Source organism: Streptomyces sp. NPDC044106, from assembly GCF_056433985.1.
This window is the reverse complement of sequence record NZ_JBWKFZ010000025.1, coordinates 1-12,391: the sequence shown is the minus strand read 5'-3', so window position 1 is coordinate 12,391 and position 12,391 is coordinate 1. Positions and strand designations below refer to the sequence as shown.

Below are 12,391 nucleotides of genomic sequence, written 5' to 3'. Positions count from 1 at the left end.
GCTGAGCGCCGCGCCCGAGCTGAGCGCCGCGCCTACCGTGAACGCGTCACGCGGAGGACCCGGGAACCGCAGAAGCCGGGGGGCTCGCAGGGCTCGCGGGACGTGCGGGATCCGCGGGGTGCGGCGCCAGCAGCGGCAGCTGGGAGGCGAGACGCTCCTCGCACAGCTCCACGAGCCGGTCGTACCCCTCCTTGCCCATCAGCTCGATCAGCTCGGGACGGTAGGAGACGTACACCGGGTCGCCCGCGCCGTGCGCCGACGTCGCCGACGTGCACCACCAGTGCAGGTCGTGGCCGCCGGGGCCCCAGCCACGCCGGTCGTACTCACCGATCGACACCTGCAGGACGCGTGTGTCGTCGGGCCGGTCGATCCACTCGTACGTCCGTCGCACCGGTAGCTGCCAGCAGACGTCCGGCTTGGTCTCCAGCGGCTCGCGGCCCTCCCTGAGCGCCAGGATGTGCAGCGAGCAGCCGGCGCCGCCCGCGAAACCGGGGCGGTTCTGGAAGATGCACGAGCCGTTGTACGGACGGGTCTGGCGGTCGCCGTCCTCGTCCGTGGAGACCCAGCCGGTCTCCCGGCCCACGTCGTGGTGCTGCCAGATGTCGGGCGTGAGCCGCTCGACGTATCCGGCGACCCGCTTCTCGTCGTCCTCGTCCGAAAAATGGGCACCCAGAGTGCAGCACCCGTCGGCGGCGCGGCCCGGCTGGATGCCCTGGCAGCCGTTTCCGAAGATGCAGTTCCACCGGGAGGTCAGCCAGGTCAGATCGCAGCGGAAGACCTGCTCGTCGTCCGCCGGATCGGGGAACTCCACCCAGGCGCGGGCGAAGTCGAGCCCCTTCTCGTCCGGCTCCGGCTTCCCGGACTTGCCCTGCTTGGGCAGCTTGGCGGGCTTGCCGGACTTGCCAGGCTTCTCCGCCTTTTCCGGCCTGCCCGCCTTCGCCTCCTTTGAGGCTTTGTCGGTCTTCGCGCCCTTTGCCGCCTTTTCGGCCTTCTCCGGCTCTCCCTGCTTCGTCGGCTTCTCCGACGCGGCCTGCTTCGTCGACGGCTTCCCCGACTTCGATTTGTCGGTCTTCGCCTTTTTCGTCTTTGGCACGTCTCCAGGGTATGCGGGCGGCCGACCGCCCGGGGCCAGCCAATCGCCCTACGCGGCGTAGCGTTCCGTACATGAGACTCGGTGTCCTCGACGTGGGGTCGAACACGGTGCATCTGCTCGTGGTCGACGCTCATCCCGGTGCGCGCCCGCTGCCCGCCCACTCGCACAAGGCCGAACTGCGCCTTGCCCAACTCCTCGATCCCGCCGGGGCCATAGGCCCCGAGGGCGTCGACCGGCTGGTCACCGTCGTCCGCGAGGCGATGGAGGCCGCCGAGGACAAGGGCGTGGAGGAAGTGCTGCCCTTCGCCACCTCCGCCGTGCGCGAGGCGAGCAACGCCGACGCGGTGCTCGCTCGGGTCAAGGACGAGACCGGCGTCGACCTTCAGGTCCTGTCGGGCGAGGAGGAGGCCCGGCTGACCTTCCTGGCCGCCCGGCGCTGGTTCGGCTGGTCCGCGGGCAAGCTGCTCGTCCTCGACATCGGCGGCGGCTCGCTGGAGATCGCGTACGGCCTGGACGAGGAGCCGGACGCCGCGGCCAGCCTGCCGCTCGGCGCGGGCCGCCTCACCGCCGCCTGGCTGCGGACGGACCCGCCGGACCCCTCCGACGTCAAGGCGCTGCGGCGGCACGTGCGCGCCCAGATCGCCCGCACGGTGGGCGAGTTCGCCCGCTTCGGCGCCCCCGACCGCATCGTGGCGACGTCGAAGACGTTCAAACAGCTCGCCCGTCTCGCCGGGGCCGCCCGCTCCGCGGAGGGCCTCTACGTACAGCGGGAGCTGAAGCGCAGGTCCCTGGAGGACTGGGTTCCGCAGCTCGCCGCGATGACCACGGGGGAGCGCGCGGAGCTGCCAGGCGTCTCCGAGGGGCGGGCCGGACAGCTGCTCGCGGGGGCGCTCGTCGCGGAGGGCGCGATGGACCTCTTCGGGGTCGAGACGGTGGAGATCTGCCCGTGGGCCCTGCGCGAGGGCGTGATCCTGCGCCGGCTCGACCACCTTCCGGCGCCTTGAGGCCCTATGCGTACCGAACGAACCGAACGAACTGGGCGTACTGAACGAACTGAACGAAGCGGGAACGGGCGGACCGGCACAGGCCGCGGCGAGACCGGAACCGTCCCTGACCAGCGCGGTACGAGGCCACCTCCCCGGCGCGCCGACCCGGCCCGTACGCTGTCCTTCGTGGCAGAACCAGTGGTGCGCATCCCGGATGCGAAGGTCGCCCTGTCGACGGCCTCGGTCTATCCGGAGTCGACGGCGACGGCCTTCGAGATCGCCGCGCGCCTCGGTTACGACGGTGTCGAGGTCATGGTCTGGACGGATCCCGTCAGCCAGGACATCGAGGCTCTGCGCAGGCTGAGCGACTACCACCAGATCCCGATCCTGGCCGTCCACGCACCCTGCCTCCTGATCACGCAGCGCGTCTGGTCCACGGACCCCTGGGTCAAGCTGCGGCGCGCACAGGCCGCCGCCGAGAAGCTGGGCGCCTCGACCGTCGTCGTGCACCCGCCCTTCCGCTGGCAGCGGCAGTACGCGCGCGACTTCGTCGACGGAATCTGGCGGATGGCCGACGAGACGGACGTCCGGTTCGCCGTGGAGAACATGTACCCCTGGCGCTACCGCGACCGCGAGATGCTCGCGTACGCCCCCGACTGGGACGTCACCAAGGACGACTACCGCCACTTCACCGTCGACCTCTCGCACACCGCGACCGCCCGCACGGACGCGATGGAGATGATCGACCGCATGGGCGACCGGCTCGGCCACGTCCACCTCGCCGACGGCAAGGGCTCGGCCAAGGACGAGCACCTCGTCCCCGGCCGCGGCACGCAGCCCTGCGCCGAACTCCTGGAGCGCCTGGCGGCCACCGGCTTCGACGGGCACGTCGTCATCGAGGTCAACACGCGGCGCGCGATGTCCAGCGCCGAGCGCGAGGCCGACCTCGCCGAGGCCCTCGCCTTCACCCGGCTGCATCTGGCGTCGGCGGTGAAGGTGCCCCGCTCGTGACCGCCGGCGCGCGACCGGAGGCCACCGCTCCGCGCCGCCGGGGACGCCCGTCCCGTACGCAGGTCGAGACCGCGCCCGCCACGCGCGATCAGATCCTGCGCGCGGCCCGCGAGGAGTTCTCCGAACGCGGCTACGAGAAGACGTCCGTGCGCGGCATCGCCAAGGCCGCGGGCGTGGACCCGGCACTCGTACACCACTACTTCGGTACGAAGGAGCAGGTTTTCGAGGCGGCCATCACGGTCGCCTTCGCGCCCGCCCTCGACGCGCCCGCAGCGATCGAGGAAGGCCCACTCGACGCGGTCGGCGAGCGCCTGACCCGCTTCATCTTCGGCATCTGGGAGAACCCCGCGACGCGCGCGCCGGTGCTCGCCATCGTGCGCTCGGCGATGAACAACGACACGGCCGCCGCCGTCTTCCGCCGTCTCGTCGCCGCCCAGCTCCTCGGGCGCATCGCCCACCGCCTCGACCTCCCCGACGCGGAACTGCGGGCCGAGCTCGCCGCCGCGCAACTGGTGGGGATCGCCATGCTGCGGTACGTGATCAAGGTGGAACCGCTGGCTTCGGCGGACGTGGAGCAGATCGTGGCGCGGGTGGCACCGGTGGTGCAGGGGCATCTGACCGGGGCGTGAAGGCGGGGGGCGTGAAGCCGGGGGCGTGAAGCCGGGTGCGTACGCCGGAGAGGGCGCTCCGCGCACCTCGCGCACCTCGCGCACCTCGCGCACCTCGCGCACCTCGCGCACCTCGCGCACCTCGCGCACTCCGCGCCCCGCGCACTCCGCGCCCCGCGCACGATCGCGCACCGAGACGTCCGTCCCGACATTCGGACAGCCTGTCCAGATCCTGGAGCGGCGGCGTACGCTCGACAGCAGTCTTGTCTCTCCGTCTCTCCGTAGATCGCCGATTTCCTGAAGGAGCGAGCGACGATGCCCGAGCTCAGGTCCCGCACAGTCACCCACGGCCGCAACATGGCGGGCGCCCGCGCCCTTATGCGCGCCTCCGGTGTACCCGGGGCCGACATCGGGCGGAAGCCGATCATCGCCGTGGCCAACTCCTTCACGGAGTTCGTGCCCGGCCACACCCACCTGCAGCCGGTCGGCCGCATCGTCTCCGACGCGATCCGCGAGGCAGGCGGCATCCCCCGCGAGTTCAACACGATCGCCGTGGACGACGGCATCGCGATGGGCCACGGCGGAATGCTGTACTCGCTGCCCTCCCGCGACCTGATCGCGGACTCCGTGGAGTACATGGTGGAGGCGCACTGCGCCGACGCCCTGATCTGCATCTCCAACTGCGACAAGATCACCCCGGGCATGCTGATGGCGGCGCTCCGCCTCAACATCCCGACGGTGTTCGTCTCCGGCGGCCCGATGGAGGCAGGCAAGGCCACGCTGGTCGACGGCACGGTCCGCAAGCTCGACCTGGTCAACGCGATCAGCGACGCCGTCGACGAGAGCGTCTCGGACGAGGACATCCTCCGTATCGAGGAGAATGCCTGCCCGACCTGTGGCTCCTGCTCCGGCATGTTCACCGCCAACTCGATGAACTGCCTGACCGAGGCCATCGGTCTCTCCCTGCCCGGCAACGGCTCGGTCCTCGCCACGCACACCGCCCGCAAGGAGCTGTACGAGCGCGCGGGCGCCACGGTCGTCGACATCACCAGGCGCTACTACGACGGTGACGACGCCTCCGTCCTGCCGCGCAACATCGCCACCCGCGCCGCCTTCGAGAACGCCATGGCCCTCGACATCGCCATGGGCGGCTCCACCAACACGATCCTGCACCTGCTCGCCGCGGCCCGCGAGGCCGAGGTGGACTACGACCTCTCCGACATCGACGCCGTCTCGCGCCGCGTCCCGTGCCTGGCCAAGGTCGCGCCGAACGCCGCGCCCACCACCACGTACTACATGGAGGACGTGCACCGCGCGGGCGGCATCCCCGCGCTGCTCGGCGAGCTCTACCGCGGCGGCCTCCTCAACGAGGACGTGCACACGGTCCACTCACCCTCCATCAAGGAGTGGCTGGACACCTGGGACATCCGCTCGGGAGCCGCCTCCGCCGAGGCCGACGAGCTGTGGCACGCGGCCCCCGGCTGCAAGCGCTCCGCCGAGGCCTTCTCGCAGTCCGAGCGCTGGGACACCCTCGACACGGACGCCGCGAACGGCTGCATCCGCGACGTCGCCCACGCCTACTCCAAGGACGGCGGCCTCGGCGTCCTCAAGGGCAACATCGCCGAGGACGGCTGCGTCGTGAAGACCGCCGGTGTCGACGAGTCGATCTGGACCTTCGAGGGCCCCGCGGTCGTCTGCGACTCGCAGGAGGAAGCGGTCGAGAAGATCCTCAACAAGGTCGTCAAGGAAGGGGACGTCGTGGTCATCCGCTACGAGGGCCCCAAGGGCGGCCCCGGTATGCAGGAGATGCTCTACCCCACCTCCTTCCTCAAGGGCCGCGGCCTCGGCAAGGCCTGCGCCCTCGTCACCGACGGCCGCTTCTCCGGCGGTACGTCGGGTCTGTCGATCGGCCACGCCTCGCCCGAGGCGGCGTCCGGCGGCACGATCGCGCTGGTCGAGGACGGCGACCGGATCCGCATCGACATCCCCGGCCGTTCGATCGAGCTCCTCGTGCCGGAGGCCGAACTGGCCGCCCGCCGCGAGGCCCTGGGCGGCGTCTACGCGCCCAAGGCCCGCGAGCGCAAGGTCTCCGCCGCCCTGCGCGCGTACGCGGCGATGGCGACGAGCGCCGACAAGGGCGCGGTGCGGGACGTGTCGAAGCTCGGCTGAGACCGGGCTCGGCCGAGACCGGTCTCAGCCGAGTCCCGAAACCTTTTCCGACGCGGGCGCGTCCTTGGTGTGAGAACACGCCGAGGGCGCGCCCGCGCCCCTGTCACGGGGGAGAGCACAGTGAGCGAGAACGTCATCACGCCCGAAGTCGACATCGCGGCTGAGGTCGACGCCGCTGCTGAAGTCGACATCACGCCCGACATCACGCCCGACATCGCGCCCGAAATCGTCGACGGGCTCGGTCAGGCCGACCTCGCCGCGGCGACGGCCGCCAGGACCTACTCGATCGCCGCGGACGTCAATGTCCGCTCCGGGCCCGGCACCTCGTACGGCAAGGTCGGCCGCCTGCGCGCCGGCGCCCGCGTCACCATCGCCTGCCAGAAGCCCGGCGAGACGGTCAAGGGCCCGACGGGCACATCGAAGCTGTGGGACAGGATCGGCAGCGGCCGCTACGTCTCGGACACGTACGTCCGTACGGGCAGCGACGGGTACGTGGCACCACGCTGCTGACGCTCCTCACCGCGGCACCGCGGCACCGGGCACCGGGGGAGCGGCGGGAAGCCATGAGCAACCCACCGGAGCCCACCGGAACCCACCGGAACCTGCCCGGCCTGTCGCCGCCGGAGCCCCGGCCGGGGATATGACACAGGCTCTCAGTCGGACTTCGGCGGCTTCGTCGCGTCGTAGGCGAACACCGTGTTCCGCGCGGCCGCCACGACCACCACGCTCCCCGCGACGGTCACGCGCGGACTGGCGTTCACCTCGCCCGCGAGCCCCTCGGCCCGCGGGTCGGTCGTCCCCAGCAGCTCGCCGTCGCGCGACGAGAGCGAGACGACCCGCCCGCTGGCCGAACTGAGGTACAGGACCCCGTCGCCGTCCCCGGCCACCGGCCCCGACACACCCTCGACACCGGTCTGCCGGTCCCACTTCTTCCTGCCGGTCGCCGGGTCGAACGCCGTGACGAGCCCGGTCTGCCCGCTCACGAAGACGCTGCCGCCCGCCAGCCCCGGCGTCCCCGCGTACGTCTTCGGCAGCCGCGCGTACCTGACCTTCCGCGTGTCCCGGTCCACCCGCAGCACGCCGTCGTACCCCGTCGTCGCGGGCCCCTCCCGCCGCTCGTGCAGGAGTACGAGGCTGCCGTCGGCGGTGCCGACCGGCTGGGCGGGACCCTTGACGGCGATGGCCCTGCCGAGTGTTCCGGAGGCCAGGTCGACCAGGTGCAGGGTGGGGTGGCGCACCCCCTCGCCCTTGGCCACCTCGGCGCTCGGCGCGCACATCGCGTACAGCCGCGTGCCCGCAGGGACCGGGGCGCATTGCTCACCCGAGGGGAATGGTTCCTTCCAGCGCACCTCGCCGCTGTGCGCCCGCCGGGCCTCGAACCGGGTGTTCGACGCGTCGACCGTCACGACGGTCGAGTCGATCACCACGGCGTCCTGCGTACGGCCCGTCACCGCCGTGGACTGGGCACCGGACGGCACCGACCACAGCTCGTCGCCCTTGTCCGCGTCGATGGCGACCACTTCGGCGACGCCGTCGTCCGGCGCCCCCTCGGCCCCGAAGCGGTAGCCGAGAACGGTGTCGCCGGTCGCGCCCACCAGATGCATGCCCTGCACCGGTACGCCGGGACTCTTCTGTGTCCAGACCCGGGAACCGTCGGAGAGCTTCAGCCGGGTCGCGACGACGCCACCGCCCCCGCAGAACAGCGCGTCGCCGCGCGCCACACAGCGCAACTCGTCCGGAATGTCCGCACGGCCGCCCGGCACGGTCTTGTGCCACGGCGCGAAACCGCCCGGCAGCCGCGCCCCGGCCGCCGCGAGATCGCGCCCCTCGTCACCGGCGCCGCCCGCCCCGTCCGAACCGCCGGCCCGCACCACCGCGACCCCGCCGCCGATCGCGGCCACGGCCACGGCGGCCGCGAGCACCGGACGCCAGCGCCGACGCAGCCGACGGCCGAGGAACGTACCGGTGTCGGATCCCGCGGCCCCCGGGGCCTCCTCGGTGCCGGTGCGCGCCGCTACGGCACTCGGCACCGGAGTGTGGTCGTCCGTCGCCAGATGGTGCTGCGTGTCGGTCTCCCGGGTGCTGCGCCGCGCCCCGTCGACAGGACCCGCCGCGCCGCCCAGATCGGAGGGCAGATCACGCAGCCGTACGAGGAGTTCGTCGGCCGAGGGCCGCGCGTCCGGCTCCTTGTCGAGGCACGGCTCGACCACCGCGCGCAGCGCGTCCGGTACCTCGCCGAGGGACGGAGCCTCGTGCACCACTTGATAGGCCGTCATATACGGGCTGTCCGCGTCGAAGGGGCCCTGCCCCGTCGCCGCGTACACCAGCAACGTGCCCAGCGAGAACACGTCGGAGCGCGGACCGACCCCGCGCGGCGCCTGCAACTGCTCCGGCGACATGAACGGCGGCGTACCGATCACCCGCCCCGTCATCGTCAGCGTCTGCTGGTCCGCCGCGCGCGAGATCCCGAAGTCGATGACGCGCGGGCCCTCGGGGGAGAGGACCACGTTGGACGGCTTGAGGTCACGGTGCACGACGCCCGCGCGGTGGATGTCGCGCAGCGCCTCCGTCAGACCGATGGCGAGCGTGCGCAGCTCGGCGCCGCCGATGGGGCCCTTCTTGGAGATGTGCTGCGCGAGCGTGTGGCCCTCGATGTACGTCGTGGCCATCCACGGGTGCTCGGCCTCCGGATCGGCGTCGATCACGGCCGCGGTGAAGGCACCGCTGACCCGGCGGGCCGCCGCCACCTCCTGCCGGAACCGGATTCGGAACTCGTCGTCGTCCGCGAACTGCCGATGGATCAGCTTGATCGCGACGGGACGCCCCGACGCCGTGCGCGCCAGGTAGACCGTGCCCATGCCGCCCGAACCGAGACGCGCCTCGAGCGGATAACCGCCGATCTCCTCCGGGTCCCCGCCACGGAGCGTCATACTCACCGACCTCCCGTGTGCCCCCGCTACGTCTTTACGCCAACCAAACTAGTCGCCGGGCGGGGCGGCCTGGCAAGGCGGGGGACGAAAAGGGCGAGCCTGCGCTTCGCCGACCGTTCGGCACGGCAGGCAATAATCAAACGGTGAGCGAAGACCCCGGCACCCAAGGCCCATCCACCGGTACGTCCGGTAAGCCCGGCCCCACCGGTACGCCCGGCCCCACCGGTACGTCCGGCGCGGCGACCCCATCCGCCACGGCGAACCCATCCGCCACCGCCACCGCCACGGCCCCGGGACCCCGGCCCGAGCCCCTCCGCTTCTTCGGAACGACCTGGGTCACGCACGATGGCGGCTACGGCGCCCGCCGCGCCGGTGTGGCCGTCGGCTCACTGGTCGCGGCGGCCGCGGGCTGCTTCGTACTGCGCTTCGCCTACGAGGGCCTGGCCATCGCCGCGGTGGGCAAGTTCGTGAACCTGCTCGTCGTCCTGATGTTCGCGATCTGCAGCGCCGTCGCCTTCCGCCGCACCTGGGAAGGGTTCTCCCGCCGCCACGACCCGGCCTCGCAGTCCTCGACACGCGGCCTGATGACCATCGGCTTCGTCGGCAGCCTCCTCGCCTACTTCTTCCGCTCCCTGAAGGAGGCCCCGGGCGAACAACTGCACCGCGAGGAGTACGAAACGGCACGCACCGAGTACGAGAAGCGCACGGCCCGACGAACAGGCAACCCGACCCGAAAGAAGAAGCGCAAGCGCTAGAGAAGAGCGCAAGCGCTCCCTCTCCCTCCGCCTCCCGCGCCCATTCCTTCAACGCGGCCGCCGCCCAGTACGCCGAGCACCGCCCTTCCTACCCGCCTGCCCTCTTCGACGCCGTCGAGCGCCTCGCGGGGCAGCCCCTCGCCGACGCACGCGTGGTGGACGTGGGCGCGGGCACCGGGATCGCCACCGCCCCGCTGGTCGAACGAGGGGCACACGTCGTCGCGGTTGAGCCAGGAGCCGGCATGGCGGAACAGTTCCGCCGCACCTGCGCCGCCGCACGGCCTGACCGCCCTCTCCTCTCTCCGCTCTCCCTCCTCTCCCCTCTCTCCACGCTGTTCCGCCCACCGGACACCGCCGCTGCCCCCGGCTCCCCGATGCGAGGATGGTCCCCGGACGACGCAACCCCGGAGGCCACCGTTCATGAGCAGCAACACCAGCCAGAAAGTCGCAGTCCTCGGCACCGGAAAGATCGGTGAAGCCCTGCTCAGCGGCATGATCCGCGGCGGCTGGGCGGCCACCGACCTCCTCGTCACCACCCGCCGCCAAGAACGCGCCGACGAGCTCCGCACCCGCTACGGCGTCACCCCCCTCAGCAACGCCGACGCCGCCAAGCAGGCCGACACCCTGATCCTCGCCTGCAAGCCGCAGGACATGGCCAAGCTGCTCGACGAAATCGCCCCGCACATCACCCCTGACCGCCTGGTCATCAGCGCCGCCGCCGGAATCACCACCTCCTTCATCGAGGAGCGCCTGCCCGAGCGCACTCCGGTCGTCCGTGTCATGCCGAACACGCCTGTCCTCGTCGACGAGGGCATGTCCGTGATCTCCGCCGGCAGTCACGCCTCCGGCGACGCCCTTGCCCACGCGGAGGCTGTCTTCGGCGCGGTCGGCAAGACCCTCCGTGTCCCCGAGTCGCAGCAGGACGCCTGCACGGCCCTGTCCGGCTCGGGCCCCGCGTACTTCTACTTCCTCGTCGAGGCCATGACGGACGCGGGCATCCTTCTCGGCCTGCCCCGCGACAACGCCCACGACCTCATCGTCCAGGCAGCGATCGGCGCGTCCGTCATGCTCCGCGACAGCGGCGAGCACCCCGTGAAGCTCCGCGAGAACGTCACGTCCCCCGCGGGCACGACGATCAACGCGATCCGCGAGCTGGAGAACCACGGAGTGCGCGCAGCCCTCATCGCCGCCCTGGAAGCAGCCCGCGATCGCAGCCGCGAACTGGCCTCCGGCAAAAACAACTGACGGCACGCACCCCGCCCCGAACGCCTACCGTGCCTCGGGCACCGGCGGCAGCAGCCCGATCGACCGATAGGCGCCGTCCACCGTCGGCTTGGCCATTCCCCTGGCCCGCTCAGCTCCCCTTCGCAACACCTCCTCCACATAGGCGGGGTCCGCCATCAGCTCCTTGTGCCGCCCCTGTACGGGCCTGAGAAGTTCCACCACGGCGTCGGCGGTGTCCTTCTTCAGCGCGCCATACGACTCATATACACCGCTCAAGGCTTCTGGGTTCCCACCCCGGCAAGCCGCCAGGATCTCCAGCAGGTTCGACACCCCCGGCTTTGACGCCCGGTCGAACGCGACTTCGGTCCCGCTGTCCGTGACGGCTCGCAGGATCTTCTTGCGTACGACCTCCGGCTCATCGAGCAGGTAGACGATCCCGGCCCCGGACTCGTGGGACTTGCCCATCTTCGACGTCGGGTCCTGGAGGTCCATGACGCGCGCCGCCACCTTGGGCGGGGTGGCCCGAGGGACCACGAAGGTCTGTCCGTACCGCTGGTTGAACCGCACCGCCAGGTCCCGCGTCAGCTCGACGTGCTGGGTCTGGTCATCGCCGACCGGCACCTCGTCGGCGCCGTACGCCAGGATGTCCGCCGCCATCAGCACGGGATACGTGAGGAGCGACAGCCGCACACTCCCGCCCCGCGCCTGCTCCAGCACGGACTTCTCCTTGTACTGGATCATCCGGCGCATCTCGCCGTCCGTCGCGACGCACTCGAGCAGATACGAGAGCCGGGCGTGCTCGTCCACATGACTCTGGGCGAAGACAGTGGCCCGCTCGGGATCGATGCCGGAGGCGAGCAGCAGCGTCGCCGCCTGACGACTGAGCCTGCGCACCCGGCCCGGATCGTGGTCCACCGTCAGCGCGTGCAGGTCCACGATGCTGAACAGCGCGTCGGCCCGGTACTGATCGACCTCGGCCCACTGCCGGATGGCTCCCAGGTAGTTGCCCAAGGTCAGGTGCCCCGTCGGCTTTACCCCGCTGAAGATCCTCGTCATCTCTCCGCCTTCTGGTCAGGACCGCCGGCCCGGCCGCCGGGCTCCAGGTCCTCCAGGGGGAGAAACAAGAACGGCCGCCGAGGCGGCGGCCGTCAAGTACATGCGTATGTACGGCCGCCCTCAGGCGGCCCACCACAGTTGGGCGTACGCACGTGTAGTCACGCCCCCCAGACTAGACCCGCCAGAGGCCCGTTGTCCGGGGTTGACACGCATGGGGCTGCTACGTAGTGTTCTCCGAGTTGCCCGACGTGAGCGTCGACCACATGGTCGGTCCCCGGGCAGCCATTCCGCAAGAACCATTCAAGCGATCGACGTCGTGCGCCCTTCTGGGACTCGCCTTCGTTCTGCTTTCATGCGTATTTGCGAAATGAGGAATCGGCGTTCGAAAGGACGCCCCCGATTAGGTCGGGAGCCGCGATTCCGCTAAAGTCTCACTCGTCGGAACGGCCCAACAGCCGGGAAGACAACCCCACTTCGACTGGGAGTCAGGCCCGAAAGGATCTGATAGAGTCGGAACCGCCGGAAAGGGAAACGCGAAAGCCGAAAGGCCGGAGCGGGA

10 protein-coding genes and 1 pseudogene are annotated in these 12,391 nt (G+C 71.1%); 8 read left to right on the top strand and 3 right to left on the bottom strand.

Annotated elements, in window-relative coordinates:
- Positions 1 to 46: 46 nt before the first annotated feature.
- Positions 47 to 1,093, bottom strand: coding sequence for a DUF3109 family protein (locus tag AC07DI_RS33265; protein ID WP_478908293.1), 1,047 nt, complete (start codon positions 1,091 to 1,093; stop codon positions 47 to 49).
- 71 nt (positions 1,094 to 1,164) lie between these two features.
- Between AC07DI_RS33265 and AC07DI_RS33260 the strand changes: the two genes are divergently transcribed.
- From AC07DI_RS33260 to AC07DI_RS33240, 5 genes are all read left to right on the top strand, one after another.
- The gene (locus tag AC07DI_RS33260) at positions 1,165 to 2,097 is read left to right on the top strand and encodes a Ppx/GppA family phosphatase (protein ID WP_478908292.1); all 933 of its coding nucleotides are present in this window, start codon (positions 1,165 to 1,167) and stop codon (positions 2,095 to 2,097) included.
- A gap of 168 nt (positions 2,098 to 2,265) precedes the next feature.
- A complete protein-coding gene (locus AC07DI_RS33255) occupies positions 2,266 to 3,090 on the top strand; it encodes a sugar phosphate isomerase/epimerase family protein (RefSeq protein WP_384259085.1) in 825 nt (274 codons plus the stop codon).
- Positions 3,087 to 3,719 (top strand): TetR/AcrR family transcriptional regulator, encoded by a 633-nt coding sequence (locus tag AC07DI_RS33250; RefSeq protein ID WP_478908289.1) that lies wholly within the window; start codon positions 3,087 to 3,089, stop codon positions 3,717 to 3,719. The genes AC07DI_RS33255 and AC07DI_RS33250 overlap by 4 nt, the downstream gene beginning before the upstream one ends.
- 294 nt (positions 3,720 to 4,013) lie before the next feature.
- Positions 4,014 to 5,867, top strand: a complete 1,854-nt coding sequence (gene ilvD, locus AC07DI_RS33245; RefSeq protein WP_384259080.1) for a dihydroxy-acid dehydratase — start codon at positions 4,014 to 4,016, stop codon at positions 5,865 to 5,867.
- Between the two features lie 201 nt (positions 5,868 to 6,068).
- On the top strand, positions 6,069 to 6,377 hold the full coding sequence (locus tag AC07DI_RS33240; RefSeq protein WP_478908390.1) for an SH3 domain-containing protein: 309 nt from the start codon (positions 6,069 to 6,071) through the stop codon (positions 6,375 to 6,377).
- Between the two features lie 143 nt (positions 6,378 to 6,520).
- Here the strand turns inward: AC07DI_RS33240 and AC07DI_RS33235 are convergent, their stop codons facing one another.
- Positions 6,521 to 8,797, bottom strand: coding sequence for a protein kinase domain-containing protein (locus AC07DI_RS33235; protein ID WP_478908287.1), 2,277 nt, complete (start codon positions 8,795 to 8,797; stop codon positions 6,521 to 6,523).
- Positions 8,798 to 8,940: 143 nt separating this feature from the next.
- On the opposite strand from AC07DI_RS33235, the gene AC07DI_RS33230 reads away from it, so the two are divergent.
- The 3 genes and pseudogenes from AC07DI_RS33230 to proC all read left to right on the top strand — a co-directional run bounded on the left by AC07DI_RS33230 (position 8,941) and on the right by proC (position 10,797).
- Positions 8,941 to 9,552, top strand: coding sequence for an EamA/RhaT family transporter (locus AC07DI_RS33230; protein WP_478908285.1), 612 nt, complete (start codon positions 8,941 to 8,943; stop codon positions 9,550 to 9,552).
- 29 nt (positions 9,553 to 9,581) lie between these two features.
- Positions 9,582 to 9,818, top strand: a pseudogene (locus tag AC07DI_RS33225) (class I SAM-dependent methyltransferase); the annotation flags it as partial.
- A 154-nt stretch (positions 9,819 to 9,972) separates the two neighbouring features.
- Positions 9,973 to 10,797, top strand: coding sequence for a pyrroline-5-carboxylate reductase (proC, locus tag AC07DI_RS33220; RefSeq protein WP_384259067.1), 825 nt, complete (start codon positions 9,973 to 9,975; stop codon positions 10,795 to 10,797).
- Positions 10,798 to 10,821: 24 nt separating this feature from the next.
- On the opposite strand, the gene trpS is transcribed toward proC, so the two are convergent.
- Positions 10,822 to 11,832: a tryptophan--tRNA ligase gene (gene trpS / locus AC07DI_RS33215; RefSeq protein WP_478908283.1), complete on the bottom strand. Its 1,011-nt coding sequence runs from the start codon at positions 11,830 to 11,832 to the stop codon at positions 10,822 to 10,824.
- Between the last annotated feature and the right edge of the window lie 559 nt (positions 11,833 to 12,391).